General features: G+C 61.3%; 22 protein-coding genes and 2 tRNA genes. 7 read left to right on the top strand and 17 right to left on the bottom strand.

Annotated features, from left to right (window positions below; translation table 11 throughout):
* Positions 1 to 3: 3 nt before the first annotated feature.
* The 3 genes from rpsF to rnr form a co-directional block, all read right to left on the bottom strand.
* Positions 4 to 426: a 30S ribosomal protein S6 gene (gene rpsF, locus GTQ41_RS02795; RefSeq protein ID WP_003221133.1), complete on the bottom strand. Its 423-nt coding sequence runs from the start codon at positions 424 to 426 to the stop codon at positions 4 to 6.
* 313 nt (positions 427 to 739) lie between these two features.
* The gene (gene rlmB / locus GTQ41_RS02790; protein WP_047290988.1) at positions 740 to 1,504 is read right to left on the bottom strand and encodes a 23S rRNA (guanosine(2251)-2'-O)-methyltransferase RlmB; all 765 of its coding nucleotides are present in this window, start codon (positions 1,502 to 1,504) and stop codon (positions 740 to 742) included.
* Positions 1,501 to 4,131 (bottom strand): ribonuclease R, encoded by a 2,631-nt coding sequence (gene rnr, locus GTQ41_RS02785; protein WP_047290987.1) that lies wholly within the window; start codon positions 4,129 to 4,131, stop codon positions 1,501 to 1,503. The genes rlmB and rnr overlap by 4 nt, the downstream gene beginning before the upstream one ends.
* 225 nt (positions 4,132 to 4,356) lie before the next feature.
* Between rnr and GTQ41_RS02780 the strand changes: the two genes are divergently transcribed.
* From GTQ41_RS02780 to GTQ41_RS02760, 5 genes are all read left to right on the top strand, one after another.
* Positions 4,357 to 4,443: transfer RNA gene (locus GTQ41_RS02780), tRNA-Leu, on the top strand.
* A 181-nt stretch (positions 4,444 to 4,624) separates the two neighbouring features.
* Positions 4,625 to 4,711: transfer RNA gene (locus GTQ41_RS02775), tRNA-Leu, on the top strand.
* Between the two features lie 22 nt (positions 4,712 to 4,733).
* Complete coding sequence (locus GTQ41_RS02770) at positions 4,734 to 4,997, top strand: hypothetical protein (RefSeq protein ID WP_143519815.1); 264 nt, start codon at positions 4,734 to 4,736, stop codon at positions 4,995 to 4,997.
* Complete coding sequence (locus GTQ41_RS02765) at positions 4,994 to 6,004, top strand: extracellular solute-binding protein (protein ID WP_047290985.1); 1,011 nt, start codon at positions 4,994 to 4,996, stop codon at positions 6,002 to 6,004. Before GTQ41_RS02770 ends, GTQ41_RS02765 begins: the two co-directional genes overlap by 4 nt.
* Positions 6,004 to 7,569, top strand: a complete 1,566-nt coding sequence (locus tag GTQ41_RS02760) for an iron ABC transporter permease (protein WP_047290984.1) — start codon at positions 6,004 to 6,006, stop codon at positions 7,567 to 7,569. The genes GTQ41_RS02765 and GTQ41_RS02760 overlap by 1 nt, the downstream gene beginning before the upstream one ends.
* A gap of 79 nt (positions 7,570 to 7,648) precedes the next feature.
* On the opposite strand, the gene GTQ41_RS02755 is transcribed toward GTQ41_RS02760, so the two are convergent.
* From GTQ41_RS02755 to GTQ41_RS02700, 12 genes are all read right to left on the bottom strand, one after another.
* On the bottom strand, positions 7,649 to 9,583 hold the full coding sequence (locus GTQ41_RS02755) for a methyl-accepting chemotaxis protein (RefSeq protein WP_047290983.1): 1,935 nt from the start codon (positions 9,581 to 9,583) through the stop codon (positions 7,649 to 7,651).
* Between the two features lie 139 nt (positions 9,584 to 9,722).
* On the bottom strand, positions 9,723 to 11,012 hold the full coding sequence (locus GTQ41_RS02750) for an adenylosuccinate synthase (protein WP_003221122.1): 1,290 nt from the start codon (positions 11,010 to 11,012) through the stop codon (positions 9,723 to 9,725).
* 54 nt (positions 11,013 to 11,066) lie between these two features.
* Complete coding sequence (locus GTQ41_RS02745) at positions 11,067 to 12,254, bottom strand: ATP phosphoribosyltransferase regulatory subunit (RefSeq protein WP_047290982.1); 1,188 nt, start codon at positions 12,252 to 12,254, stop codon at positions 11,067 to 11,069.
* Positions 12,255 to 12,567: 313 nt separating this feature from the next.
* Complete coding sequence (hflC, locus tag GTQ41_RS02740; protein ID WP_041065696.1) at positions 12,568 to 13,437, bottom strand: protease modulator HflC; 870 nt, start codon at positions 13,435 to 13,437, stop codon at positions 12,568 to 12,570.
* Positions 13,437 to 14,612, bottom strand: coding sequence for an FtsH protease activity modulator HflK (hflK, locus tag GTQ41_RS02735; RefSeq protein WP_041065698.1), 1,176 nt, complete (start codon positions 14,610 to 14,612; stop codon positions 13,437 to 13,439). The genes hflC and hflK overlap by 1 nt, the downstream gene beginning before the upstream one ends.
* 96 nt (positions 14,613 to 14,708) lie before the next feature.
* On the bottom strand, positions 14,709 to 16,010 hold the full coding sequence (gene hflX / locus GTQ41_RS02730; RefSeq protein ID WP_047290981.1) for a ribosome rescue GTPase HflX: 1,302 nt from the start codon (positions 16,008 to 16,010) through the stop codon (positions 14,709 to 14,711).
* 12 nt (positions 16,011 to 16,022) lie between these two features.
* Positions 16,023 to 16,283, bottom strand: coding sequence for an RNA chaperone Hfq (hfq, locus tag GTQ41_RS02725; RefSeq protein WP_003221112.1), 261 nt, complete (start codon positions 16,281 to 16,283; stop codon positions 16,023 to 16,025).
* A gap of 94 nt (positions 16,284 to 16,377) precedes the next feature.
* Positions 16,378 to 17,349 (bottom strand): tRNA (adenosine(37)-N6)-dimethylallyltransferase MiaA, encoded by a 972-nt coding sequence (gene miaA, locus GTQ41_RS02720; RefSeq protein WP_047290980.1) that lies wholly within the window; start codon positions 17,347 to 17,349, stop codon positions 16,378 to 16,380.
* Positions 17,349 to 19,250: a DNA mismatch repair endonuclease MutL gene (gene mutL / locus GTQ41_RS02715; RefSeq protein WP_179295002.1), complete on the bottom strand. Its 1,902-nt coding sequence runs from the start codon at positions 19,248 to 19,250 to the stop codon at positions 17,349 to 17,351. The genes miaA and mutL overlap by 1 nt, the downstream gene beginning before the upstream one ends.
* Before the next feature lie 5 nt (positions 19,251 to 19,255).
* Positions 19,256 to 20,683 (bottom strand): N-acetylmuramoyl-L-alanine amidase, encoded by a 1,428-nt coding sequence (locus GTQ41_RS02710; RefSeq protein WP_217325524.1) that lies wholly within the window; start codon positions 20,681 to 20,683, stop codon positions 19,256 to 19,258.
* 3 nt (positions 20,684 to 20,686) lie between these two features.
* On the bottom strand, positions 20,687 to 21,157 hold the full coding sequence (gene tsaE, locus GTQ41_RS02705) for a tRNA (adenosine(37)-N6)-threonylcarbamoyltransferase complex ATPase subunit type 1 TsaE (RefSeq protein WP_047290977.1): 471 nt from the start codon (positions 21,155 to 21,157) through the stop codon (positions 20,687 to 20,689).
* The gene (locus GTQ41_RS02700; RefSeq protein ID WP_047290976.1) at positions 21,145 to 22,644 is read right to left on the bottom strand and encodes a bifunctional ADP-dependent NAD(P)H-hydrate dehydratase/NAD(P)H-hydrate epimerase; all 1,500 of its coding nucleotides are present in this window, start codon (positions 22,642 to 22,644) and stop codon (positions 21,145 to 21,147) included. The genes tsaE and GTQ41_RS02700 overlap by 13 nt, the downstream gene beginning before the upstream one ends.
* A 63-nt stretch (positions 22,645 to 22,707) precedes the next feature.
* On the opposite strand from GTQ41_RS02700, the gene queG reads away from it, so the two are divergent.
* Positions 22,708 to 23,772, top strand: coding sequence for a tRNA epoxyqueuosine(34) reductase QueG (gene queG / locus GTQ41_RS02695; protein ID WP_047290975.1), 1,065 nt, complete (start codon positions 22,708 to 22,710; stop codon positions 23,770 to 23,772).
* A 91-nt stretch (positions 23,773 to 23,863) separates the two neighbouring features.
* Here the strand turns inward: queG and GTQ41_RS02690 are convergent, their stop codons facing one another.
* Positions 23,864 to 24,475, bottom strand: a complete 612-nt coding sequence (locus GTQ41_RS02690) for a trimeric intracellular cation channel family protein (RefSeq protein WP_047290974.1) — start codon at positions 24,473 to 24,475, stop codon at positions 23,864 to 23,866.
* Positions 24,476 to 24,663: 188 nt separating this feature from the next.
* On the bottom strand, positions 24,664 to 25,206 hold the full coding sequence (gene orn / locus GTQ41_RS02685) for an oligoribonuclease (protein WP_003221098.1): 543 nt from the start codon (positions 25,204 to 25,206) through the stop codon (positions 24,664 to 24,666).
* 107 nt (positions 25,207 to 25,313) lie between these two features.
* On the opposite strand from orn, the gene rsgA reads away from it, so the two are divergent.
* Positions 25,314 to 26,345, top strand: a complete 1,032-nt coding sequence (gene rsgA, locus GTQ41_RS02680) for a small ribosomal subunit biogenesis GTPase RsgA (RefSeq protein WP_039766628.1) — start codon at positions 25,314 to 25,316, stop codon at positions 26,343 to 26,345.
* Positions 26,346 to 26,509 lie beyond the last annotated feature (164 nt).

The following is a 26,509-nucleotide window of genomic DNA, read 5'->3' as shown; positions in this document are numbered from 1 at the left end:
GGATTACTCGTCAGCGTTATCGCTGTTGTCGCTGTCATCACCCTCAACGCCATCAGCGTCGGAGTGCTCAGGACGGTCGCGACGCTCACGGCGCTCACTGCGGTTTTCTTCAGCCTTGAGCATCTCGGACTGGCCGGTAACGGCTTCGTCGCGACGGATGACCAGGTTACGGATCACAGCATCGTTGTAGCGGAAGTTGTCTTCCAGCTCGGCCAGGGCCTTGCCAGTGCACTCAACGTTCAGCATCACGTAGTGAGCCTTGTGAACATTGTTGATTGCGTAGGCCAGTTGACGACGGCCCCAGTCTTCCAGACGGTGGATTTTGCCGCCGTCTTCTTCGATCAGCTTGGTGTAACGCTCAACCATGCCGCCGACTTGCTCGCTCTGGTCAGGGTGGACCAGAAAGATGATTTCGTAATGACGCATGAATGCTCCTTACGGGTTGTAGCCTGCCGCTCAAAAACGGTCAGACAAGGAGTGAATGACACTTATGGACTTGCTGGCGCGGGGCACATGCGTGCCTGCCGTCACAGCAAGGGGCGCAATTGTAGAGAAGGGACTGCAGAGGTGCAAGGCAATTGGTGATTATTTGAACAATCACCGATCTTCGGCCTGACACAAAACACTGTGGGAGCGAGCCTGCTCGCGAATGCGATCTATCAGGCAACATTATTGTCGTCTGACACACCCCTTTCGCGAGCAGGCTCGCTCCCACATTTGAACCGATTTCAGCTCAAGATTACTTCTTCGCGGCAACTTTGGCCTTGGCGCCGCGTTGACGCTGCGCTTCGAACAGGCACACGCCGGTCGCCACGGACACATTAAGGCTGCTGACGCTGCCAGCCATCGGCAGGTTCACCAGATAGTCGCAGTGCTCGCGGGTCAGGCGACGCATGCCTTTGCCTTCGGCACCCATGATCAGGATGGTCGGGCCGGTCAGGTCCTGGTCATAAATGCTGACCTCGGCCTCCCCCGCCGTGCCGACCACCCACAGACCGCGCTGCTGGAGCTTTTCCAGAGTGCGCGCCAGGTTGGTCACCGCCACCAGCGGAATCACTTCTGCCGCGCCGCAGGCCACTTTGCGCACCACGGGCGTCAGGGTTGCCGACTTGTCCTTGGGCACGATCACCGCCAGCGCGCCGGCAGCATCCGCCGAACGCAGGCAGGCGCCGAGGTTGTGCGGGTCGGTCACGCCGTCGAGCACCAGCAACAACGGTGCGCCTTCGGTGCGGTCGAGCAGTTCGTCGAGCATCGCCTCGCCCCAGACCTGGCTCGGGCTGACCTCCGCCACCACGCCCTGGTGCACGCCTTCAACCCAGGCGTCCATTTCGCGGCGCTCGGCCTGACCGATCTGCACACGATTTTCGTTGGCCAGTTCGATCAGGGTCTGCACGCGCGGATCATTGCGGCTTTCGGCCAGCCAGATCTGCTTGACGCGTTTCGGGTGGTGACGCAGCAACGCTTCCACCGCGTGAACGCCGTAGATTTTTTCCAACTGACTCATGACTTCGCCTTCGGTTTACGCGACCCGCCACTTTTGGCTGGAGCCGAACCCGCTTTCGGCGGGCCTTTACGGTGTTTGCTCGGTTTGGCTGGCTTGCCGCCGACGGCCTTGTCAGGCGTCGACCGTCCGGTCTTTCCCCCAGACGCCGCTTTACCACCGCTTTTGGCTTCGGCCAGCAAGGCCTTCTTCAACTCACGGCTTTTGCGCAGCTCGGCGTTTTTCGCCACGGCATCGCTCGGGCGATAGGCCTCGACGGCTTTCTCTTTGGCTGGACGACGGCTGGCGGTTTTCGCCGGAGCCTTGTCTTCCACAGCCTTGGTCGCAGGCGCTGCGGTATCGGCGCCACGTTTCTTACGACCAATCGGCGCGCTGATGGTTTTTTCGGCCATCTCGAAGTCGATCTTGCGCTCGTCGAGGTCGACGCGCATCACGCGCACTTCAACGGTATCGCCGAGGCGGAAGCTGCGGCCGGTGCGCTCGCCCGCGAGACGGTGATGCACAGGATCGAAGTGGTAGTAATCGCCCGGCAGCGCGGTGACGTGCACCAAGCCTTCGACATAGATGTCAGTCAGCTCGACGAACAGACCAAAACCGGTCACCGCCGTGATCACGCCCGGGAACGATTCGCCGACGCGATCCTTCATGAACTCGCACTTGAGCCAGTTCACCACGTCGCGGGTGGCCTCGTCGGCACGGCGCTCGCTCATCGAGCACTGCTCGCCGAGCTGTTCCAGTGCGGCTTCGTCGTATGGGTAGATACGCGCCTTCGGAATGGTCATCGCCCCGGCACGGCGAACGTGCGGCGTGTCCTGCTTCGAATGGATCACGCTGCGGATCGCGCGGTGCGTGAGCAGGTCCGGGTAACGACGGATCGGCGAGGTGAAGTGGGTGTAGGCCTCGTAATTCAGGCCGAAGTGCCCTTCGTTCTGGGCGCTGTACACCGCCTGACTCAGGGAGCGCAGCATCACGGTCTGGATCAGATGAAAGTCCGGACGGTCCTTGATGCTCGCCAACAGGGCCTGATAGTCCTTCGGCGACGGTCCTTCCTTGCCTTTGTGCAGGGACAGGCCCAGCTCGCCGAGGAAGGCGCGCAGTTTTTCCAGACGCTCCGGTGGCGGGCCGTCGTGGACGCGGTACAGCGCAGGGATTTCGTGCTTCTTGAGGAATTCGGCAGTGGCCACGTTGGCCGCCAGCATGCATTCCTCGATCAGCTTGTGCGCATCGTTGCGGGTGGTCGGACGGATTTCGGCGATCTTGCGCTCGGAACCGAAGATGATCCGGGTTTCCTGCGTTTCGAAATCGATCGCGCCGCGCACGTGACGGGCAGCCAGCAACACTTTGTACAGCGCATAGAGCTGCTTGAGGTGCGGCACCACGTCGGTGTATTCGCCGCGAAGCTTGCGTGCTTCGGTGGCTTTCGGGGTTTCCAGCATCGCGCTGACCTTGTTGTAGGTCAGGCGGGCGTGGGAATGGATCACCGCTTCGTAGAAGCAGTAGTCGGTCATTTCGCCGGACTTGGAGATGGTCATCTCGCAAACCATGGCCAGACGGTCGACATGCGGGTTCAGCGAGCACAGGCCGTTGGACAGCTGCTCAGGCAGCATCGGCACCACGCGCTCGGGGAAGTACACCGAGTTGCCGCGCACCTGGGCTTCGTTGTCCAGCGCCGAACCGATCTTCACGTAGCTGGAAACGTCGGCAATCGCCACGTACAACTTCCAGCCACCGGAGAACAGACGCAGTTTGCCCGGTTTGGCTTCGCAGTAGACCGCGTCGTCGAAGTCGCGGGCATCTTCGCCGTCGATGGTGACGAACGGCAGATGGCGCAGGTCGACACGCTTCTCTTTGTCTTTTTCTTCGACTTCAGGCTTGAGCTTGGCGGCTTCTTTCAGCACCGCTTCAGGCCAGACGTGCGGAATGTCGTAGGTACGCAGCGCGACATCGATTTCCATGCCCGGCGCCATGTAGTTGCCGACCACTTCGATCACATCGCCTTGCGGCTGGAAGCGCGGCGTCGGCCAGTGGGTGATTTTCACCTCGACGAACTGACCGATTTGCGCGTTGGCGTTGCGACCCGGAGTCACCAGCACTTCCTGCTGAATCTTCGGATTGTCGGCCACGACGAAACCGATGCCGCCTTCTTCGAAGTAGCGACCTACGATGCTCTCGTGGGCACGGGACACCACTTCGACGATCACGCCTTCCCGGCGACCGCGACGGTCGAGACCGGAAACCCGAGCCAGGGCACGGTCACCGTCAAACACCAGCCGCATTTGCGCCGGGCTCATGAACAAATCGTCGCTGCCGTCGTCCGGCACCAGGAAGCCGAAGCCGTCGCGGTGACCGCTGATGCGACCGAGGATCAGATCGAGTTTGTCTACCGGTGCATAGGTGCCACGGCGGGTGTAGATCAGTTGAGCGTCGCGCTCCATGGCGCGCAGGCGGCGGCGCAGGGCTTCGATCTGGTCTTCGGTGGTCAGACCAAACTCTTCGACCAGTTGCTCGCGGGCAGCAGGCGAACCCCGATCAGCAAGGTGCTGAAGGATCAGTTCGCGGCTGGGAATAGGGTTTTCATATTTTTCCGCTTCACGAGCGGCCTCGGGATCGAGGGACTGCCAATCGGCCATTAGAGAGTTTTCACCTTGTCTATATGCGGGTTAGTTTGGCATAGGCGTCATCAAACGGGAAATTTCCGACTCTATAAGGCCCTTCTGAAGCCTTGTATCGACGCCTGAAAGCCCTTTTGAACACCGCCGGTAAAAAAAATCATTTTTTTTGCTGCCGGGGGTTTACAGTTAAAAAGGCGCTCCGTATAGTGCGCGCCATCGACGACGTACACACGTTGACGAGATGCCCAGGTGGTGAAATTGGTAGACACGCCAGCTTCAGGTGCTGGTGACCTTACGGTCGTGGAAGTTCGAGTCTTCTCCTGGGCACCAATTTCGAGTTTGAGACTAGAACAGTTTCAAGACTCACACAAAAACCCGCGAAAGCGGGTTTTTTGCATTCCGGGGAACGGTTTTGTCAAACCCGATTAATTAAAATTAAATCAGGGGTTTACAGATCAAAAAGCGCTCCGTATAGTGCGCCACATCAACAGCGGCAACGCTCGCGATGAATGCCCAGATGGTGAAATTGGTAGACACGCCAGCTTCAGGTGCTGGTGACCTTACGGTCGTGGAAGTTCGAGTCTTCTTCTGGGCACCAATTCAAACTCAAGGTTACGACGTTGAGTTTCCAAAAAACCCGCGAAAGCGGGTTTTTGCGTTTCTGGCATTTGAAAACTTGCGCCCCGACCCTGCAGGAGCTGCCGAAGGCTGCGATCTTTGCTTTTAAAAAAAGATCAAAAGATCGCAGCCTTCGGCAGCTCCTACATTTCTGCGAATGCGCCGTACCAGAGCTGGCGGCAGCCCGCAAGGCGCACTTGAGAAACAATATCGTTTATCATTGTTGCAAGTTTTTGCAATGCGACAGTGAGGAACCCTGCGAATGATGTTTCGAAATACCCTGCGCCGCGGCTTGACCTTCACCCTGCTCGGCCTGGCACTCGCCACTCCCCTCACCCAGGCAGCCGATGCGGTTTCCCTGACACTCTACAACGGTCAACACAAGGAAGTCGGCGATGCGATCGCCAAGGCTTTCGAAGCCAAGACCGGCATTCACGTCAATGTACGCAAAGGCAGCAGCAACCAGCTCGCCAGCCAGGTCATCGAAGAAGGCGACCGCTCCCCCGCCGACGTGATCTACACCGAAGAATCCCCACCACTGAACAACCTCGGCGAGCAAGGCCTGCTGGCCAAGACCGATGACGCCACGCTGGCCGTGCTGCCGAAAGAATACGTTGCCGGCAACGGCACCTGGATCGGTGTCACCGCGCGGGTTCGCGTGGTTGCCTACAACCCGAAACTGGTCGCCGAAAAAGACCTGCCGAAGTCGGTGATGGAATTCTCCGATCCGAAGTGGCAAGGCAAAGTCGGCTTCGTCCCGACCAGCGGCGCCTTTCAGGAACAGGCCGTGGCAATCATCAAGATGCACGGTCGCGACGCCGCCGAAGAATGGCTGACCGGCCTGCGCGCTTTCGGCAAGACCTACAGCAACAACATGGTAGCCCTCAAAGCCGTGGAAAATGGTGAGGTCGCCACCGTATTGGTGAACAACTACTACTGGTTCGCCCTGCAGCGCGAGAAAGGCAAACTCGACTCGAAACTGCATTACTTCACCGGCGGCGATGTCGGCGGACTGATTACCGTGTCCAGTGCTGCCGTGCTGAAATCCAGCAAACATCCAAAAGAAGCTCAGCAATTCCTTGCCTACATGGCCAGCGAAGAGGGTCAGCGCGTGATCACCCAGACCACCGCCGAATACCCGCTGCACAAGGGCATGGAATCGGATCGCGGCCTCAAGCCATTCAGCGAATTGCAAGCGCCGAATGTCACCCCGGCCGATTTGGGCAACGCTGAGGAAGCCCTGGAACTGGAACGTGAAGTTGGCCTGAACTGATGACCGCATCGTTATCCGCCCCCGCCGCGCGCGGGGGTTACGTGCCACGCCGCAAGCGGCCATCGATCTGGCTGGTGCTGCCGGTTTTACTACTGGTGGTGCTGAGCCTGTTGCCGCTGGCCTATGTCGGGCTGAAAGCCTGGCAGGCCGGCTGGGCCGAGGCGCTGCACTTGCTGTGGCGCCCGTATGTGTTTGGCCTGCTGCGCAACACGCTGGCGTTGATGGTTGGCGTGACGCTGACGTGCGGCGTGATCGGCCTGTCACTGGCGTGGCTGCTGGAGCGCAGCAATCTGCCGGGACGACGCCTGTGGGGCGTGATTCTGTGCCTGCCGTTCGCGGTACCGGCGTTCGTCAGCAGCTTTACCTGGGTATCGTTGAGCGCGCAGTTCGAAGGCCTCGGCGGGGCGATTCTGGTGATGAGCCTGTCGAAGTATCCGCTGATCTTTCTGCCGGTCGCGGCAACCCTGCGCAACCTTGATCCGTCCCTTGAAGAATCGGCTCGCACCTTGGGACAGAACCGCTGGGGCGTGTTTTTCCGCGTCACTCTGCCGTTGCTCTGGCCATCGCTGCTGGCCGGTTCGCTACTGATTGCCCTGCACATGCTGGTCGAGTTCGGCGCGCTGTCGATCATCGGCCTGCAAACCTTCACCACCGCGATCTATCAGCAATTCGAACTGGAATTCAGCAACGCCAACGCGGCAATGCTGTCGGCAGTGTTGCTCGCCTTGTGTCTGATGCTGCTGTGGCTGGAGCTGCGTGTCCGCGGCAAAGGTCGCCATGTACGCACTGGCCAGGGCGCGGCACGTCAGGCCGAACAAGTGCGATTGAGGCCGTGGGCTATTGTCGGTCAGTTGTATTGCCTGTTGCTGGCGATTGTCGGCAGCGGAATTCCGCTGGGCATGCTCGCGTACTGGCTGGCGGTTGGCTCATCGGCAGCCTTCCCGGTCGCAGCGATCACAGAGGCGCTGCTGTCTTCGCTGGCCTTGTCGCTCGGTGGCGCAGCGCTGTGCCTGCTGCTGGCGGTGCCGGTCGGACTGCTGGTGGTGCGTTACAAGGGCCAACTGGCGCTCTGGGCCGAGCGCTTGCCGTATCTGCTCCACGCCTTGCCGGGCCTGGTGATTGCGTTGACGCTGGTGTATTTCGCCCTGCATTACGTGCCGGCGTTGTACCAAACGTCGGCGCTGCTGCTGATCGCCTATGCGCTGCTGTTTCTGCCGCTGGCGCAGGCGCCAATTCGCACGGCACTGAACAAGGCTGCGCCACAGTTGGAAGAAGCGGCACGCACGCTGGGCGCATCGTCGTTCACCGCGTTTTGCCGGGTGACCCTGCCGATCATTTTCCCGGCACTGGGCGCGGCGTTTGCGCTGGTGTTTCTGGATGCGATGAAGGAACTGACGGCGACGCTGCTGCTGAGCCCTACCGGGCTTAACACGCTGGCGACCGAGGTCTGGGCGCATACGGCGAATGTCGAATTTGCGGCGGCTGCGCCTTATGCGGCGCTGTTGATTGTGGTGTCGGGGTTGCCGGTGTATCTGCTGACGACCCGTATGTACCTGAGCCGCTAAAAGATCGCAGCCTGCGGCAGCTCCTACAGGGAAATGCAAATCCCCATGTAGGAGCTGCCGCAGGCTGCGATCTTTTGATTTAAGCCCTGAACTGTCCGAGGCTGGCCTTCAACTGCGCCGCCAACCCATCCAGCACCTTGCCACTGGCCGTGGTTTCCACCACCGCTTGCGCCGCTTTCTCGGCCTGTGCATGAATCGTCTCGACCCGCCCGCGCACTGCCTGCGCGCCCTGCGCCTGATGCGCCGCCGCCTGCGTCGCCAGACCAATCGCCGCGTGCACCTGCTCGACCGATGCCTGCACTGACTGCTGCAACCGTGCGCTGTCGCGTAACACCAGCAACCCTTCGCTGGCCTGCCGCCCGGCCTGACCAATCGCCTCGACCGCCTCACGCGCGCCTTGCTGCAACGCGACGATGTGCGCCTGGATATCGCCCGTCGAGCTTTGCGTCTTGCTCGCCAAGGCGCGCACTTCATCCGCAACCACCGCAAAACCGCGCCCGGTCTCACCGGCCCGCGCCGCTTCGATCGCCGCGTTCAAGGCCAACAGGTTAGTCTGCTCGGCGATGCCGTGAATCACCGTCAACACCACTTCAATCTGTTCGCTCTGCTGCGCCAGTCGCTCGATGACTTTCGCCCCGGTGTCGACCTGCCCGGCCAGCGCCTCGATCAAACTGCCGACCTTCGCCGAGGTGCGAGTGTTTTCATCGGTGGCCTGGCGAATATCCACCACCTGCTTCAACGCCGCCTGCATGGCGTGGCTTTCCGATTGTGCTTCGTCGGCCATCTGCGACAGCGCGCGCAGGCTCTCCGCCACTTCATCACGCTGCATCCCGGCCGCGGCATCGGCACCGGCGTTGCGCAGGGTCATCGCACCGATCTCCACGCCGGTACGCTGGGCCACATCGCCCGCCTCGCGCACGATCGGCTGTAACTTATCCACAAAGCGATTGACTGCCGAGGCCATGTCGCCGATTTCGTCCTTGCTGTTGATCTGCACGCGCTTGGTCAGGTCGCCCTCGCCCGCTGCCAGATCGTCCATCGCTGCGTTGAGCATTTTCAGACGATTGACCACTCGATGCCCGAGCACCACCGCCAGCAACAGCAACACGCCGCAACCGACCAGCGCCAGGCCCATGCCGATCCGCCAGCGCAAGGTCGCGGCGGCATCCTGCACGGTGCTGCTGGTATTGGCTTTCATTTCGGCAGCGGTGGATTGCGCCGACTGCAGGCGTGCCTGCATCGCAGTCGCGCTGTCCGCTGCTGCGCCTTTGAGGCTGTCGCCCACCAGTTGATCACTGCTGGCGATCAGCGCCGAGAAGCGCTGGTCGAGCGCCGCCAGATCGGTTTCCACCGACGCGGTCGAGACGCCCATCAGCACTCTGCCGATTTCCACGCCGTTAGGGTTGATCGACGCTTCGAGGTAGTAGACCGACGGATCGTTCTTCGCCGCGTCCAGCACCTTGTCCAGCGCACGCTCGCCCTGGCCTTTTTCCAGCAGGGCTTTGTTGATCGGGTTTTCGCGATTGAGATAACGCGTCAGGTGTTGTCCGGTGGCGTCGTCGTAAACCACGAACAGCACGTTGGGATTGCGCTGGGCGCGGCGGGCGAATTCCGACAGGGTCGGCACGTCGCTGTCCCACATGGCGCGTGGCGCCACTGAGGCGAGCAACTGGGCCATGTCATTGGCCGAATCCTTCAGGTCTTTTTCCAGCGTCGCACGCAGTTGTGCCTGCTCATCCTTCAGACGCGCGGACAGACCAGCGGTCAGACGTTGCCGGGTACTTGAGGAAAGGTTGTCGAGGCTGGAGGTGACTTCACGCCCGGCCTGCTCCAGCTCGCTTGAAAGCTTCTGGCTATCAGCACCCAGACGAGTGCCGAGGTCGGCTTCCAGCGCCGTGACCGTGCTTCGTGTCAGGGCGACTGCCACCAGCACTTGCACCAAAAGGGCGATACCAAGGGTAACGAACACGGGCCGCAACAAACGGCTTTGTAACAGTGAGAGAACGGCCGACACTGTGAATCCCTCTACGTCTGACGCCATTAATTTGATGGCACTCTTGTAGGAAGATTTACAGCAAAGGTCATGCCGTCCAACAGGCATAAACGACAAAGGCCCCGATGAAGGGGCCTTTGTTTTTTACATCAACGACTTATCAAGCGAACGGATGACGCAGAACGATGGTTTCGTTGCGATCCGGCCCCGTCGAAATAATGTCGATCGGCGCGCCGATCAACTCTTCAACGCGTTTGATGTAGGCACGAGCGTTAGCTGGCAGCTCTTCCAGGGTTTTGGCACCCACGGTCGATTCGGTCCAGCCCGGCACTTCTTCGTACACAGGCTGCAGGCCCACGTAGCTGTCAGCGTCGGTCGGCGCTACGGCATTGCCTTGCGCGTCCTTGTAGCCGGTGCAGATGTTGATGGTTTCCAGACCATCGAGGACGTCCAGCTTGGTCAGGCAGATGCCCGAGATGCTGTTCACATCGATAGCGCGACGCAGGATGACGGCGTCGAACCAGCCGCAACGACGAGCACGGCCGGTGGTCGCGCCGAACTCGTGACCTTGCTTGGCCAGGTGCGCACCCACGTCGTCGAACAGCTCAGTCGGGAATGGACCCGAACCGACGCGAGTGGTGTAAGCCTTGGTGATGCCCAGGATGTAGTCGAGGAACATCGGGCCAACGCCCGAACCGGTCGCCACGCCACCGGCGGTGGTGTTGGAGCTGGTCACGTACGGGTAGGTACCGTGGTCGATGTCGAGCAGCGAACCCTGAGCGCCTTCGAACATGATGTCTTTGCCGGCGCGACGCAGGTCGTGCAGCTCGGCAGTCACGTCGAGCATCAGCGGCTTGAGCAGCTCGGCGTATTCCTTGCACTCGGCCAGGGTCTTTTCGAACTCGATGGCGGGCTCTTTGTAGTAACCCACCAGCATGAAGTTGTGGTAATCCACCAGTTCACGCAGCTTGTCTTCGAAACGCGGCATGTTCAGCAGGTCGCCGACGCGCAGGCCACGGCGGGCAACCTTGTCTTCGTAAGCCGGGCCGATGCCGCGACCGGTGGTACCGATCTTCAGCTCGCCACGGGCTTTTTCACGGGCCTGGTCCAGCGCCACGTGGAAGGACAGGATCAGCGGGCAGGACGGGCTGATACGCAGGCGCTCGCGCACCGGTACGCCTTTCTCTTCCAGCTTGGTGATCTCACGCAGCAGGGCGTCAGGTGCAACCACCACGCCGTTGCCGATCAGGCACTGCACGCCTTCGCGCAGCACACCCGACGGGATCAGGTGCAAGACGGTTTTCTCGCCGTCGATCACCAGGGTGTGGCCAGCGTTGTGGCCACCTTGGTAGCGCACTACGGCGGCAGCATGTTCGGTCAGCAGATCAACGATCTTGCCTTTGCCCTCATCACCCCATTGGGTGCCCAGGACTACGACATTCTTACCCATAACACTTGTCCTCATTCGCGCAAACTTGGTGCCGGCGATGGCCGGCAGGAAAACTCAAGAAGCCAGTGGCGATACTTGCCAAAGCCCGTTCTGCTGAATCAATTGCCGGTCGCAGTCCGCATCACGGGCGGCGGCCAAAGGTTGTCCAGGCAAGGCCTGAACGACACGCTGACCCTCACTGCGCAACTGGCAAACCTGCTGCCAGAGTGCCGCATCCGTACTGTCAGGCATCCAGATACCGCCAGACGGTAGCTCGATCTCAGCACGCCCCAGGGTCACCAGGGTTTTCAAATCGGTAGAGAAGCCGGTCGCCGGACGGGCGCGACCGAAGTCGGCGCCGATGTCGTCGTAACGACCGCCCTGAGCGATGGACTGCCCCACGCCCGGGACAAACACCGCGAACACCACACCGGTGTGGTAGTGGTAGCCACGCAGCTCGCCCAGATCGAAGTACAAAGGCAGATCCGGGAAACGCGTCGCCAGACGCTCGGCGATTGCCAGCAAATCTTCCAGCGCATCCAGAACCGGCGCCGGGGCATTGGCCAGACGCTCACGGGCAGCGCTCAGTACTTCCCGGCCACCACACAGGTCGACCAGCGCCCGCAGCATGCCGGACAGATCGGCCGGCAGGCCTTCGGTCAAGGTAATGACCTCGTCGATGGCCTTGCGTTGCAACGCATCGAACAACTGCTGCTCAACCTCACCCGACAGACCGGCGGCACGCGCCAGACCACGGTAGACGCCGACATGGCCAAGGTCCATGTGCACATCCGGCACATCGGCCAGTTGCAGCATGGCCAGCATCAGGCTGATGACTTCCACGTCACTGCTCGGGCTGGCATCGCCGTACAACTCGGCACCCAGTTGAATCGGGCTGCGCGAGGACGACAGCGCACGAGGCTGGGCATGCAACACGCTGCCGGCGTAGCACAAGCGGCTAGGGCCTTCGCGACGCAGGGTATGCGCATCGATGCGCGCCACTTGCGGCGTGATGTCGGCGCGGAAACCCATCTGCCGACCCGACTGTGGGTCGATGACCTTGAAGGTACGCAGATCCAGGTCCTGGCCCGCACCGGTCAGCAGGGATTCCAGGTACTCGATATGGGGAGTCACGACAAACTCGTAACCCCAGCTCTGGAACAGATCCAACACCTGACGACGCGCGACTTCAATGCGCGCCGCTTCCGGTGGCAGTACTTCTTCGATGCCATCTGGCAGCAGCCAGCGGTCTACCGTTGCCATTACGCCATTCCCCTTTGATCCGGGCGGCCAGCCTGCGGGCGAGCCTTGAGTGAAGCAGAAAATGACCAAACCGTTCAAAACGCACGCGCATGAACGACGCGGCGAAAGGCCTGTTACCGGCTTCGCCCATCACTTTCCTCGAAAAACGCTCGGGCCATTCAACCCGATGCCTGCAACAAAAAACAGCAATCAAACGTGCAGACGCAAAAAAGCCGGGAATTTCCCGGCTGCCGCATCATACACACGTTTTCCCAAAGGATCACCCCGCCCGAGGTTTTAGCCGCCGGGCGGAATGATTCAGGTCAACGTCGTATCAAGGCTTGGACTTTTCCAGGTAACGGAAGAAGTCGCTGCTTGGGTCGAGAACCATGACGTCGGATTTGTTCGCGAAGCTGTCACGGTAGGCACGCAGGCTACGGTAGAAACCGTAGAACTCCTGATCCTGACCGTAGGCCTTGGAGTAGATCGCAGCGGCCTGGGCATCGCCGTCACCGCGAATCTCTTCGGATTCACGATAGGCTTCAGCCAGCAGCACGCGGCGTTGACGATCGGCGTCGGCACGGATGCCCTCGGCCAGCTCGTTACCCTTGGCGCGGTGCTCGCGAGCTTCACGCTCACGCTCGGTGCTCATACGCTCGAACACGCTGCGGTTCACTTCTTTCGGCAGATCGATGGCCTTGACCCGGACATCGACGACTTCGATACCCAGCTCTTTTTCCGCCATCTTGTTCAGCGACGCGGTGATGTCAGCCATCAGCGCATCACGCTCACCCGACACCACTTCGTGCAGGGTGCGTTTGCCGAACTGGTCACGCAGACCGGATTCCAGACGACGGGACAGACGCTCGTCAGCGATTTGCTTGAGGCCGGAAGTCGCAGTGTAGAAGCGCTCGGCATCTTTCACGCGCCACTTGGCGTAGGCATCGACCATCACGGCTTTCTTTTCCAGGGTCAGGAAGCGCTGTGTCGGTGCATCCAGCGTCATCAGACGTGCGTCGAATTTACGCACCTGGTTAACGTAAGGCACTTTCACATGCAGGCCGGGCTGAACATCAGCCTGAACCACACGACCGAATTGCAGCAGCACCGCACGCTCGGTCTGAGCGACGATGTAGAAGCAGTTCCAGCCCACCAGCACCACGACAACGCCAACGATCAGGGCGATCAGCGATTTATTGCTCATCAGCGGCTCTCCCTTGTACGCGTCTGCGGCAGGTCAGTGACATGCGGCGCGACGTCCGTGTTGTTGCTGGCGGCGGCCGAACCGGTCACCGGTGCATTGCTGCCCGAACTGTTCTGGATCATCTTGTCCAACGGCAGGTAAAGCAGGTTGCTCTGGCCGTTCTTGTTGCCGGTCACGAGTACCTTGCTGGTGTTGCTGAAGACTTCCTGCATGGTGTCCAGGTACAGACGCTGGCGGGTGACTTCAGGGGCCTTGCGATACTCGGCGACCAGTTTGGTGAAGCGGTCTGCCTCACCCTTGGCGCGCGAGACCGTTTCGTCACGGTAACCGTTGGCATCCTCGAGGATACGCTGGGCCTGACCACGGGCTTCCGGCACGACGCCGTTGGCGTAGGTTTCCGCCTGGTTGCGCGAACGCTGCTCGTCTTCGCGGGCGCGGATCACATCGTCAAAGGCTTCCTGCACTTCGCGCGGTGCCGCTGCGCTCTGTACGTTGACCTGGGTGACGGTGATACCGGTGCGATAGGTATCGAGGAAACGTTGCAGACGCTCCTTGATTTCGCTGGCCATCAGTTCACGACCTTCGGTCAGCACCTGGTCCATGGCGGTCGAACCCACCACGTGGCGCAGGGCGCTGTCGGTCGCATGCTGCAGGCTGATTTCCGGCTGATCGACGTTCAGCACGAAATCCTGCAGGTTGCTGATCTTGTACTGCACGGTCAGCGGCACTTCGACGATGTTTTCGTCTTCGGTCAGCATCTGGCCCTGCTTGGTGTAGGCACGCTCACGCGTGACGTTCTCCATGTACTTCTTGTCGATCGGCGGGAAGTAGATGTTCAGGCCGGGGCCGACAGTCTCGTAGTACTTGCCGAAGCGCAGCACCACGGCTTGCTCCTGCTCGTCGACCACATAGACCGCGCTGTACAGCCAGACAGCCGCCAGCACGACGAGGCCGATGCCGAGCAGACCGCCGAAGCCGCCACCACTCCTGCCCGAACCACCGCCGTCGTCACCACCGCGTTTCTTACCACCACCGAACAACCCGTTCAGGCTTTCCTGCAGCTTTCGGAAGGCCTCGTCGAGATCCGGTGGCCCCTTGCGGTCGCCGTTATTGCGGCGCTTGCCACCCCAAGGATCCTGATTATTCGAGTTGCCACCCGGCTCATTCCAAGCCATAGCGCTCTCCATCTGATAAAGCAAAGACGCACCCACGGCGCGCCGACCAATGCTACAGAATGCCTGCCGTTGCGGCACAACCGCTTTGCCAGGCTTTTATTGCAAAGTGTGTTGCTCGATGAATTCCATCGGCTGCAATCCTTCGCGGCTTACCAGTCGATTCAACTCGACCCAGGGCAAACGAACGGCCAGCAGGCAGATGCCTTCTTCGTCGTGTTCTTCTTTCTGTACCGCGCCGAGTTCGAAGAACTGCGCACGCAGTCGAGCGAACCGTTGTGGCAAACGCAATGTGCCCACAAACAAATCACTGCCCAGCAACTCGGCAATGGCTTGCTCAAGCAATTCCAGCCCCGTGCCATCACGCGCCGACAGCCAGACCCGTTGTGGCTTGCCATCGGCATCGCGCTGGATCTGTGGCTCAACGCCTTCAAGCAAATCGAGTTTGTTGTATACCTCGAGGATCGGCAAGTCCTGCGCCCCGATCTCGCCCAGCACCACCATCACCTGCTCGATCTGCAACATGCGATCCGGCTCGGCCGCGTCGATCACGTGCAACAGCAGGTCGGAGTTGCTCGACTCTTCGAGCGTAGACCGAAATGCCTCGACCAGCTTGTGCGGCAAGTGCCGAATGAACCCTACCGTGTCCGCGAGAACAATCGGCCCCAGGTCGTCCAGTTCCAGACGGCGCAGGGTCGGGTCCAGCGTGGCGAACAACTGGTCGGCCGCGTACACCTCGGATTTGGTCACGTTATTGAACAGCGTGGATTTACCGGCGTTGGTATAGCCCACCAGAGACACGGTAGGGATATCCGCACGGGAGCGGCCACGTCGCGATTGCTCGCGCTGGCTGCGCACTTTTTCCAGACGACCCTTGATCTGACGCAGACGTACCCGCAGCAGACGCCGGTCGGTTTCGAGCTGGGTTTCACCCGGGCCGCGCATGCCGATACCGCCACCCTGACGCTCTAGGTGAGTCCAGCCGCGAACCAGACGGGTGCTCATGTGATCAAGCTGGGCCAGTTCGACCTGGAGCTTGCCTTCATGGGTACGCGCGCGCTGGGCGAAGATATCGAGAATCAGGCCGGTACGGTCGATCACGCGACACTCGAAAACACGTTCGAGGTTACGTTCCTGACTGGGCGTGAGAATGTGATTGAAAATCACCAGATCGGCCTTCTCGGCATGGACCAGGTCGCGTAATTCTTCGACCTTGCCGCTGCCAATCAGGAATTTGGCGGTTGGCCGATGACGCGGTACGTTAAAAAACGCAACGGTCTCGGCGCCCGCCGAATTAGCCAATTCCTGAAACTCCTGCGGATCTTCGCGCGCCTCAGGGTCCTGACCTTCCAAGTGAACGAGGATGACTCGCTCACCACCACCGTGGCGCTCAAAGAACAAAGGAGACTCCTATCAGGCGTTACCTGGCTCAGCGTCACCTGCATCGGATTCGGTTGCGCTAGGCAGACGAATTGGACGTACTGGCACGACTGTCGAGATAGCGTGTTTGTAAACCATCTGGCTGACGGTGTTTTTCAGCAGGATAACGAACTGGTCGAACGACTCGATCGTGCCTTGCAGTTTGATACCGTTGACCAGGTAGATGGAAACCCCAACTTTCTCTTTACGTAAAGTATTCAAGTAAGGGTCTTGTAGCGAATGCCCTTTTGACATGTGCCGCACTCCTTTAAGGATTCAATAATAAAAATAGGTAATTCAGATGGCTTTGGCCGCCACACCCCCAAGGATAGACGGCAATTGCAAGGACTCAGCTCAATATGGAGATGGTCCCAAGGTATTTCAAGGCGCGTGGCAGATTGTCGCAATCAAGACTGTCCAGCCAGTGCAGTTCTTCCCAGCTGCGCAGCCAGGTGAACTGGCGTTTGGCCAATTGACGCGTGGCAATGATGCCGCGTTCCTGCATTTCAGCTAACGACAGCTTGCCATCCAGGTAGTCCCAGACTTGGCGGTAGCCTACCGCACGTATAGACGGCAACCCGGCATGCAGGTCACTTCTTTTACGCAGGGCTACGACCTCGTCGATGAATCCCTGTTCCAGCATATTTGTGAATCTTTGTTTAATGCGTTCGTGCAGTACCTGGCGATTTGCCGGAGCAATGGCCAAGTTCGCGACAGTATAGGGCAATTGTTGCCGTCCCGAAGCGGCTGCTTCAGTACTTTGCGCAGATTGTTGCTGACGCAGGGCGGTCATGCTCTGGCCACTGACCCGATAAACCTCCAGCGCGCGACTCAGGCGCTGCGGATCGTTCGGGTGAATGCGTGCCGCCGACACCGGATCGATGATCGCCAGCTGCTCGTGCAGGGCTTGCCAGCCAAGGCGCGCAGCCTCTTCTTCGATCTGTGCGCGGACTTCGGGATCAGCCGCCGGCATGTCCGCCAGGCCTTCAACCAACGCCTTGTAATAGAGCATGGTGCCGCCGACCAGCAGCGGAATTTTCCCGCGCGCGGTGATCTCGGCCATGGCGTGCAGGGCATCGCGACGGAAATCCGCAGCCGAATAGGCTTCAGCCGGATCGAGAATATCGATCAGCCGGTGCGGAAACTCGGCCAGCAATTCTTTGGAAGGCTTGGCGGTGCCGATGTCCATGCCGCGATAGACCAGCGCCGAGTCGACGCTGATCAGCTCGCACGGCAGCACCTTGGTCAGCTCGATGGCCAGGTCGGTCTTGCCCGCAGCGGTCGGGCCCATCAGGAAAATCGCTGGAGGGAGCTGGCTCATCAACGACCGCGCAGGAACAGTTTGTCCAGATCGTCCAGGCCCAGTTGGGTCCAGGTCGGTCGGCCATGGTTGCATTGACCGCTGCGCTCGGTGTTTTCCATGTCGCGCAGCAGGCCGTTCATTTCTGGCAGGGCCAGACGCCGATTGGCGCGAATCGCACCGTGGCAGGCCATGGTCCCGAGCAGTTCGTTCAGGTGTGCCTGAATCCGGTCGCTGGTGCCGTATTCCATCAGATCCGACAACACGTCACCCACCAGCCGGTTAGCCTCGGCCTGTTTGAGCAGCGCCGGAATCTGGCGGATCGCCAACGTTTCCGGGCCCAGACGCTGCAGCTCGAAGCCCAGTTTCTGGAACCATGCAGCGTGTTCTTCGGCACAATCGGCTTCACGCTGACTGACCGCCAGCGACTCCGGCACCAGCAGCGGCTGGCCGCTGAGACCTTCGCTGGCCATGGCGATTTTCAGGCGTTCGTACATGATCCGCTCGTGCGCGGCATGCATGTCCACCAGCACCAGCCCCTGAGCGTTCTCGGACAGGATGTAGATGCCCTTGAGCTGCGCCAGTGCGTAACCAAGCGGCGGAATATCTTCCTGACCGGCCGGCAGTGCGTTGGCATTCGCTTCCGGCAACGGTGCGAAGAACTCGCGGTAAGCGGCTTGAGCCTCGGCGGCCGGCGGGATCGCCGATTGCGGACGTGGCGTGTACTGATACTGATAAGCGCCGCCAGCGCTGGCGCCCGAAGACGTGTTGAACGCCGGTTGCGCCTGCGGTTGCTCGAGCAGCGCATTGGCTGCCAGACGCATTTCGCCCTGTGGGCCGAATTCGCCGGCCTCGATGCCCGTTGGCCGAACGACAGCGGTCGTCACGGAACCGGCCAACTGATCCTCGGGACGCACATCGCCCAGCGCGCGGTGCAGCGTGCCGTAAAGGAAGTCATGCACCATGCGCCCGTCACGGAAGCGCACTTCGTGCTTGGTCGGGTGCACGTTGACGTCCACCGCCGCCGGATCAACCTCGAAAAACAGCGCAAACGTCGGATGACGACCGTTGAACAGCACATCGCGATAAGCCTGACGCACCGCATGCGCCACCAGTTTGTCGCGTACCGCACGGCCGTTCACGAAAAAATACTGCAAGTCCGCCTGACTGCGGTTGAAAGTCGGCAACCCGACCCAGCCCCACAGGTGCAAGCCGTTGCGCTCGATCTCGATCGGCAGCGCCTGCTCCAAAAAGCCCGAACCACAAATCGCCGCCACCCGCCGGGCGCGGGCCGCATCATCGTGGGCCTCGTGCAGGCTGAGGATGGTCTTGCCGTTATGGCGTAAATGGAAGGCGACGTCGAAACGCGCCAGCGCCAGACGTTTGATCACTTCTTGCAGGTGATCGAATTCGGTTTTTTCGGTCTTGAGAAACTTGCGCCGTGCCGGCGTATTGAAGAACAGGTCGCGCACTTCCACCGAGGTACCGACCGGATGCGCTGCCGGCTGTACCCGAGGCGCCATGTCGCGGCCTTCAGTCTCGACCTGCCACGCCTGCTCCGCATCGCGGGTGCGCGAGGTCAGGGTCAGGCGCGCCACGGAACTGATCGACGCCAGTGCTTCACCGCGGAAGCCGAGGCTCATCACCTGTTCGAGGTCTTCGAGATTGCGGATCTTGCTGGTGGCATGACGGGCCAGCGCCAGCGGCAGGTCGTCGGCGGAAATACCGCTGCCGTCGTCACGCACCCGCAGCAGCTTGACGCCGCCCTGTTCGACATCGACGTCGATGCGCCTGGCACCGGAGTCGAGGCTGTTTTCCAGCAACTCCTTGATCACCGAAGCCGGGCGTTCGACCACCTCACCGGCAGCGATCTGGTTCGCCAGCCGTGGGCTGAGCAGTTCAATGCGCGCAGCGTTCAACACCTGGTTCATTCTTTGGACGCCAGTTCGGTGCCAGGGATGGTCAGGTGCTGACCGACCTTCAACTCATCGCTGCTGAGGTTGTTGGCGCTGCGCAGCGTTGCGGGGGATACCTGATAACGCACCGCAATCATCGCCAGCGTTTCGCCCGGGCTTACGCGGTGATCACGCGGGCCCTGGGCGATCTTGCCGGAGTCACGCAGCCAGGCGATGTAGGTGCCCGGTGGCGGGTTCTGCTGGAAGAACTGGCGCACGCCGCTGCTGATCGAGCGGGCCAGCGCCTGCTGGTGGCTCGATGCCGAGAGTTTGTTCGCTTCGTTGGCGTTGGAGATAAATCCGGTTTCGACGAGGATCGACGGGATGTCCGGCGACTTCAGCACCATGAAACCGGCCTGCTCCACCCGCTGCTTGTGCAGCGGTGTCACGCGGCCAATGTTGGTCAGGACTTTCTGACCGACGTTGAGGCTGGAGGTCAGCGACGCGGTCATCGACAGGTCGAGCAACACACCGGCGAGCATGCGGTCCTTGTCGTCAAGGCTGACGTTGCCGGCACCGCCGATCAGGTCGGAACGGTTTTCGCTGTCAGCCAGCCAACGGGCGGTTTCCGAGGTGGCGCCGCGATCGGACAGGGCAAACACCGAGGCACCAAAGGCTGCTGCAGACGGCGCGGCGTCGGCATGGATCGAAACAAACAGGTCGGCGCCCTTCTTGCGAGCAATTTCGGTACGGCCGCGCAACGGGATGAAGTAGTCGCCGGTACGGGTCAGCTCGGCGCGGAAACCTTTCATGCCGTTGACCTGACGCTGCAGTTCGCGGGCGATCTGCAGCACCACGTCTTTCTCACGCTGGCCGCGCGAGCCGGACGCACCCGGGTCTTCGCCGCCGTGGCCGGCGTCGATCACCACAATGATGTCGCGCTTGCCGGCCGGGGCCGGTGGCAACTTGATCGCCGGTTCCGACGGCGTGACTGGCACGGCCGGCACGGTGGCGACCGATGGCGTCGGAGCTGGCGGCGGCGCCGCATCGGCCGGGTTGTCGAACAGGTCGACCACCAGACGGTTACCGTATTGCGCGTTCGGCGCCAGCGAGAAGCTTTTCGGGGTGACGGCTTTATTCAGGTCGATGACCACTCGCAGGTCGGTCGGCGTACGCTGGGCCGAACGCATCGCGGTGATTGGCGTGTTGGCGGTCGAGACTTTCAGCGGCGCACCCAGGGTGGCGCCGTTGATGTCGATCACCAGCCGATCCGGTGCGGTCAGGGTGAAGACGCTGTGCTGCACCGGGCCGCTCAGGTCGAAGACCAGTCGCGTGTTGTCCGGCGCCCGCCACAGGCGCACGCTGTTGACCTTTGTCTCGGCCACAGCGTTGACGGTCACTGCCATCAACATCAGTCCAACGGCAGCCACCAACGCGCGAAAGCGCATACCTAACCCCATCATTTAATTGGATTCCAATGCCAAAGCGGCACACCAGGCGTCGCCACGCGAGCCCTGGGATAAAATTTTCAGCGAACGCCCGCTGTCTTGCGGGCTAATGGTAATGGTCAGGTCAGGCTTTGGCAAAAAGCCTGCACCTTTATCGGGCCACTCGATCAGGCACAGCGCGTCGTCTTCGAAATAGTCGCGGATGCCGAGAAACTCCAGCTCTTCCGGATCGACCAGGCGATACAGATCGAAGTGAAAGGCGCGGATGTCACCGATTTCGTAGGGTTCGACCAGGGTGAAGGTCGGACTTTTTACCGCGCCAACGTGCCCCAGGCCACGAATGATGCCCCGCGACAGAGTGGTTTTGCCCATGCCCAGGTTGCCTTCGAGAAAAATCAGGCCGTGGCCCCGGGTAACGCGGGCGATCCGTGCGCCAAAGTCGCTCATGGCCTGTTCATCGGCCAGGTACAGGGTTACTTCAGACACGGTGCATGCTCCTCCAACAACTGACGAATGACTGGAATCAGATCGCTGGCCGCCAGTCCACGGCCGAATTTACCTTGTTGCGCGCCGGCATTGGCGTGCAGCCAGACTGCCAGGCACGCGGCATCGAAGCCGTCCATGCCCTGTGCCAGCAGCGCCCCGGTCAACCCGGCGAGTACATCGCCCAGACCAGCGGTGGCCATCGCCGGATGGCCCTGGTGACACAGCGCCAGACGCCCATCAGGATGAGCGATCAGGCTGCCGGCGCCTTTGAGCACGACGACGGCCGAGTATTTTTTGCTCAACGCCCGCGCGGCGGCCGGGCGATCGGCCTGCACCTCAGCGGTACTGACGCCCAACAGGCGCGCTGCCTCGCCCGGATGTGGAGTGATCACGCAATCCTTGGGCAGGCTGACAAAACCACTCGCCAGCAGATTCAACGCGTCGGCGTCCCATACCTGTGGCAGCGGCGCATTGGCGGCCGCCGACAACAGCGCTCGGCCCCAACTGGCCTGCCCAAGTCCCGGGCCCACCACCAGCACCGAGACTTTTTCCAGTAGCCCCATCAACTGATTGGCCGACGACGTGCCAAGCACCATGACTTCCGGTATCCGCGTCAGCGCTGCCGGGACATGTTCCGGCCGGGTTGCCAGCGACACCATCCCGGCGCCGCTGCGCAGGGCCGTTTCGGAACTGAGCAGAATCGCCCCGCCAAACCCCTGATCGCCGCCGATCAACAGCAAATGCCCGAAGCGCCCCTTGTGCGCAGCGGGAGCACGCGCAGCCAGTCGCGGAAGATTGGCGGTCGCGAGACGCACAGCGCTGGCAGGAACGTCACGGTAGACGTCGGCAGCGGCTTGCAGATCGTTAAACACCAACGCCCCGACCTGATCCGCCGCATCACCGGTGAACAGGCCGAGTTTCAAGCCGATAAAGGTCACGGTAAGGTCGGCGCGCACCGCAACGCCGAGAACATGCCCGGTATCGGCAGACAGTCCGGAAGGAATATCCACCGCCACCACCGGCAGGCCACTGGCATTGATGGCCTTGATTGCGGCGGCATACGGCTCGCGTACATCGCCGGTCAGCCCGGTGCCGAGCAAGGCATCGACAATCACCCCGCGCAGCTCGCTGTGCGCGGTCCAGCCCTGCACGGCAACGCCATCGTTGATGGCCTGCGCGTAAGCCTGCGCCGCGTCGCCTTGCAAACGTTGCGGATCACCGACGGCCAGCACCCGCACCGCCCACCCGGCCCGGTGCGCCAGCGTGGCGATCAGAAAACCATCACCGGCGTTGTTGCCATGCCCGGCAAGCACCGTCATTTGGTCCGCCGCAGGCCACTGTCGCACCAATGCACGCCAGGTCGCGTGAGCGGCGCGCTGCATCAATTCAAAGCCCGGCGTACCTGCGGCGATCAGCCGTGCATCGAGTGCCCGCACCTGTGCGGCGCCATACAGTGCGTCGGGTAATTCATCTTTCGTATGCGGCATGCGTCTTCGGGCTCCGATGTCTGGCAGAATTATACGCACCTCAGCTCCGGTTTCTCTCGCCTCATGTCCGCCATCCCCACAGATCTGCCCGCCCTCGCCCAATCGATCAAGGATTGGGGCCGCGAGCTGGGCTTCCAGCAAGTCGGCATCAGCGGTCTGGACCTGGCCGAGCATGAGCAGCATCTGCAGCGCTGGCTCGCCGCCGGCTACCACGGCGAAATGGATTACATGGGCGCCCACGGCAGCAAACGCTCGCATCCGGAGCAACTGGTTCCCGGTACGTTGCGTGTGGTTTCGCTGCGCATGGACTACCTGCCCGGCGACACCCAAATGGCACAAATGCTCGCGCAACCGGAGAAAGCTTACGTCTCGCGTTATGCCTTGGGCCGCGATTACCACAAATTGATCCGTAAACGTGTGCAGCAATTGGCCGACAAGATTCAGTCAGAGATCGGCCCGTTCGGTTTTCGCGCCTTCGTCGACAGCGCCCCGGTGCTGGAAAAAGCCATCGCCGAGCAGGCCGGGCTGGGCTGGATCGGTAAAAATACGCTCGTGCTGAACCGCAAGGCCGGTAGCTATTTCTTCTTGAGTGAACTGTTTGTCGATCTGCCGCTGCCCGTGGACGAACCGCACAGCAGCGAACATTGCGGGCGCTGCACCGCGTGCCTGGACATCTGCCCGACCAACGCCTTCGTCGGCCCCTACGTGCTGGACGCCCGGCGCTGCATCTCGTACCTGACCATCGAGCTGAAAAACGCCATCCCCGAAGACCTGCGCCCGCTGATCGGCAACCGCGTGTTCGGCTGCGACGACTGCCAGATTGTCTGCCCGTGGAACCGCTTCGCCCGACCGTCCGGAGAAAGCGATTTCAAGCCGCGGCACAACCTGGACAACGCCGAACTGGCGGAGCTGTTCATGTGGGACGAGGACAAATTTCTCAGCAGCACCGAAGGCTCACCGCTGCGCCGCGCCGGTTACGAGCGCTGGCTGCGCAATCTGGCGGTCGGTCTGGGCAACGCGCCATCGAGCATTCCGGTACTGGAAGCCTTGAAGGCGCGTCGTGATTACCCGTCCGATCTAGTCCGCGAACACGTCGAGTGGGCGCTGAAACAACACGGTCAATTGTAGGAGCTGCCGCAGGCTGCGATCTTTTGACTTTGATATTTAAAAGACAAGATCAAAGGATCGCAGCCTGCGGCAGCTCCTACAGGGGAATGCATTAATGCTCGTCGTTATAGACGAACTTGGGCATCTCCCAATGGAAACGGATGGCCAGCAACCGCAGCAGAAAACCGCCGAACAGGGTAATCAGGATCGCCTGCTCGCTCGGCACATTCAGGTACAGGCAGAGCATGTAGCACCACGCGGCGGCGAACGAGACACTGGCGTACAGTTCGCGGCGGAAGATCAGCGGGATGTCGTTGCAGAAAATGTCGCGCAGGATGCCGCCGAACACTCCAGTGATCACGCCGCTGACCGATGCCACCAGCATGCCGTGGCCCATTTCCAGCGCAGTCATGCAGCCAATCAGGGTGAACGCCACCAGGCCGACCGCGTCGAGCACCAGAAACAGTGAGCGCAGGTGACGCATCCAGCGCGCGGTGAACACGGTGAGCATTGCGGCGGCCGAGGTCAGCACCAAATATTCCGGGTGCTTGACCCACGTCAGCGGATAGTGCCCAAGCAGCACATCACGCACCGAACCACCGCCCAGCGCCGTGACACAGGCGATCAGCACCACCCCGAACCAGTCCATGCCGCGCCGTCCGGCAGACAGCGCGCCGGTCATGGCTTCGGCGGTAATGGCGATCAGATAGAGCATCAGCAACATGGTGGCGGTCCTGGCAGGAAGGCGCGCAGTCTAGCCATTTCGGGGCCGCACCAGAAGGGGGCACGATCACGACAATCCTTCGCAGGAGCTGCCGCAGGCTCGGGCCGCGATCGGACGATCTTTTGATCTTGTTTTTTACAAGCAACATCAAAAGATCACAGCCTGCGGCAGCTCCTACAGGGACAACATCAAAACTTGATGAAATGCTTGCGGTAGTGCTGCAACTCGGCGATCGATTCACGAATGTCGTCCAGTGCCAGGTGCGTGCTGCCCTTCTTGAAGCTGTCGCGCACGTCCGGTGCCCAGCGTGCGGCCAGCTCCTTGAGCGTCGACACGTCGAGGTTGCGGTAGTGGAAGTAGCTTTCCAGCGCCTTCATGTGGGTATAAAGGAAGCGGCGATCCTGGCAGATGCTGTTGCCGCAGATCGGCGACTTGCCTTTCGGCACCCACTTTTCCAGAAAGGCGATGGTCTCGGCCTCGGCTTCGGCCATGCTGATGCGGCTGTCGCGTACGCGCTGGGTCAGGCCCGAGTTGCCGTGGGTGCGGGTGTTCCACTCGTCCATGCGGGCGAGCACTTCGTCACTGTGGTGAATGGCGATCACCGGGCCTTCGGCCAGGGTGTTCAGGTCACTGTCGGTGACGATGGTGGCCATTTCGATGATGACGTCGTTTTCCGGATCCAGACCGGTCATTTCCAGGTCGATCCAGATCAGGTTCTGCGGGTTTTGCATATTCGGGCTCCTAGGCAATGCTGCGCAGTTTAGCCTAGGCCGGTGCCCGGGCGTGCTAAACTCGCGGCCGTTTTACCTAATCGCTGCATTCTTCAGACGGAACACCCATGGCCAAACGCCAACTCAATCGTCGTCAAAACTGGCGCATCGAAAAGATTCAGGGCGAGCGCGCCGCCCGCGCCGCCAAACGCGAGTCCTCGGCGGTCGAAGCCCTTGAGGGTGGCGATCTGGGGCCTGAGCAACACGGCCTGGTGATCGCCCACTTCGGGGTGCAGGTCGAGGTCGAGGCTGTGGACGGCGAACTGGCCGGCCAGGTATTCCGTTGCCACCTGCGCGCCAACCTGCCCGCACTGGTAACCGGTGATCGGGTAGTCTGGCGCGCCGGCAACCAGGGCATCGGCGTGATCGTCGCGCAACTGCCGCGCACCACCGAGCTCTGCCGCCCGGACAGCCGTGGCCAGCTCAAGCCGGTGGCCGCCAACGTCGACATGATCGTCATCGTCTTCGCGCCACTGCCCGAGCCGCATGCCAACCTGATCGACCGCTACCTGGTGGCCGCTGAACACGCCGGCATCCGTCCGTTGCTACTGCTGAACAAATTCGACCTGATCGACGAGCAAAACGCCCCGGCGCTCAATGCCCTGCTGGCGGTGTACCGCACGCTGGGTTATCCGGTGCTGGAAGTGTCCGCACATCACGGCAACGGCATGGAGCAGTTGCAGAAGCAGCTCGATGGGCGCATCAGCGTATTCGTCGGCCAGTCCGGCGTCGGCAAGTCGTCGCTGGTCAACAGCCTGTTGCCGGAAGTCGAAACCCGCGTCGGGCCGTTGTCCGAGCTGTCCGGTCAGGGCACGCACACCACAACCACCGCGCGCCTGTTCCACTTCCCGGGCGGCGGCGAGCTGATCGACTCCCCGGGGATCCGTGAGTTCGGCCTGGGCCACGTCAGCCGCGCTGATGTCGAAGCCGGCTTCATCGAGTTCAACGACCTGCTTGGCACGTGCCGCTTCCGTGACTGCAAGCATGACCGCGAACCCGGCTGTGCACTGCTCAAGGCGCTGGAAGATGGCCGCGTGCAGCAGCAGCGGATGAACAGCTACCGCTCGATCATCGCCAGCCTGCCGGAAAACGGCTACTAAACACCTGCACCGGCAGTCCCTCGCCCGGGGGCTGCCGGATGTCGGATCACGCCTGACAAATCCCCGATTCCGTTAAACGTCAGACTCTTCTGACGGACTCCCCCGCACCTGTTTGCAGGACATTTCTCTTTCACCGCCCAGCCCTTGTAGGCCCGCGCCAGATG

The sequence above is a fragment of the Pseudomonas sp. AN-B15 genome (assembly GCF_019056475.1).
Lineage (GTDB): Bacteria > Pseudomonadota > Gammaproteobacteria > Pseudomonadales > Pseudomonadaceae > Aquipseudomonas > Aquipseudomonas parakoreensis.
The sequence above is the reverse complement of the archived record's forward strand: the minus strand, read 5'-3'. Positions and strand labels throughout refer to the sequence as shown.

Bases quoted from the DNA above. Each gene is read 5' to 3' on its own strand.
- GTQ41_RS02690 (WP_047290974.1), bottom strand. From the start codon at position 24,475: ATGTTGCTGATGCTCTATCTGATCGCCATTACCGCCGAAGCCATGACC.
- rlmB (WP_047290988.1), bottom strand. From the start codon at position 1,504: ATGAGTCAGTTGGAAAAAATCTACGGCGTTCACGCGGTGGAAGCGTTG.
- hfq (WP_003221112.1), bottom strand. From the start codon at position 16,283: ATGTCAAAAGGGCATTCGCTACAAGACCCTTACTTGAATACTTTACGT.
- hflK (WP_041065698.1), bottom strand. From the start codon at position 14,612: ATGGCTTGGAATGAGCCGGGTGGCAACTCGAATAATCAGGATCCTTGG.
- GTQ41_RS02750 (WP_003221122.1), bottom strand. From the start codon at position 11,012: ATGGGTAAGAATGTCGTAGTCCTGGGCACCCAATGGGGTGATGAGGGC.
- GTQ41_RS02760 (WP_047290984.1), top strand. From the start codon at position 6,004: ATGACCGCATCGTTATCCGCCCCCGCCGCGCGCGGGGGTTACGTGCCA.
- GTQ41_RS02765 (WP_047290985.1), top strand. From the start codon at position 4,994: ATGATGTTTCGAAATACCCTGCGCCGCGGCTTGACCTTCACCCTGCTC.
- GTQ41_RS02700 (WP_047290976.1), bottom strand. From the start codon at position 22,644: ATGCCGCATACGAAAGATGAATTACCCGACGCACTGTATGGCGCCGCA.
- GTQ41_RS02710 (WP_217325524.1), bottom strand. From the start codon at position 20,683: ATGGGGTTAGGTATGCGCTTTCGCGCGTTGGTGGCTGCCGTTGGACTG.
- rpsF (WP_003221133.1), bottom strand. From the start codon at position 426: ATGCGTCATTACGAAATCATCTTTCTGGTCCACCCTGACCAGAGCGAG.
- miaA (WP_047290980.1), bottom strand. From the start codon at position 17,349: ATGAGCCAGCTCCCTCCAGCGATTTTCCTGATGGGCCCGACCGCTGCG.
- rnr (WP_047290987.1), bottom strand. From the start codon at position 4,131: ATGGCCGATTGGCAGTCCCTCGATCCCGAGGCCGCTCGTGAAGCGGAA.
- hflC (WP_041065696.1), bottom strand. From the start codon at position 13,437: ATGAGCAATAAATCGCTGATCGCCCTGATCGTTGGCGTTGTCGTGGTG.
- GTQ41_RS02745 (WP_047290982.1), bottom strand. From the start codon at position 12,254: ATGGCAACGGTAGACCGCTGGCTGCTGCCAGATGGCATCGAAGAAGTA.
- rsgA (WP_039766628.1), top strand. From the start codon at position 25,314: ATGGCCAAACGCCAACTCAATCGTCGTCAAAACTGGCGCATCGAAAAG.
- queG (WP_047290975.1), top strand. From the start codon at position 22,708: ATGTCCGCCATCCCCACAGATCTGCCCGCCCTCGCCCAATCGATCAAG.
- orn (WP_003221098.1), bottom strand. From the start codon at position 25,206: ATGCAAAACCCGCAGAACCTGATCTGGATCGACCTGGAAATGACCGGT.